Source organism: Polaromonas sp. P1_G2, assembly GCF_056405515.1.
On the sequence record NZ_JBFUBY010000864.1, the window covers coordinates 1 to 531 of the forward strand.

General features: G+C 62.1%; 2 protein-coding genes. Both read left to right on the forward strand.

What is annotated here, in order from left to right; translation table 11 throughout:
* Window positions 1–376: 4Fe-4S dicluster domain-containing protein (locus AC1D0P_RS28035; protein WP_477679719.1), on the forward strand; the 376-nt coding region annotated here is incomplete at its 5' end.
* A 19-nt stretch (window positions 377–395) separates the two neighbouring features.
* A partial coding sequence (locus AC1D0P_RS28040) for an FAD assembly factor SdhE (protein ID WP_477679720.1) occupies window positions 396–531 on the forward strand: 136 nt, incomplete at its 3' end.

The following is a 531-nucleotide window of genomic DNA, read 5'->3' on the forward strand; positions in this document are numbered from 1 at the left end:
GTACAACTCGATCAAGCCCTACCTGATCAACGACAACGTGCCGCCCGAGAAAGAGCGCCTGCAGAGCCCCGAAGAGCGCGAAGAGCTCAACGGCCTCTACGAGTGCATCCTGTGCGCCAGCTGCTCGACTTCCTGCCCCAGTTTCTGGTGGAACCCCGACAAGTTCGTCGGCCCGGCCGGCCTGCTGCAGGCCTACCGTTTCATCGCCGACAGCCGCGACGAAGCCACCGCCGAGCGCCTGGACAACCTTGAAGATCCCTACCGCCTGTTCCGCTGCCACACCATCATGAACTGCGTCGACGTCTGCCCCAAGGGCCTGAACCCGACGAAAGCCATCGGCAAGATCAAGGAAATGATGGTGATGAGGACAGTTTGACCGTCCACTGGCCGAAAATATGGAAACCGCCGACGCCCTGCTAGACGAGCGCGCCCTGAGCAAACTCAAGTGGCGCTGCCGACGCGGCCTGCTCGAAAACGACCTGCTGATAGAGCGCTTCTTCCAGGGCCACGAGGCCACCCTCACCGTCAGGC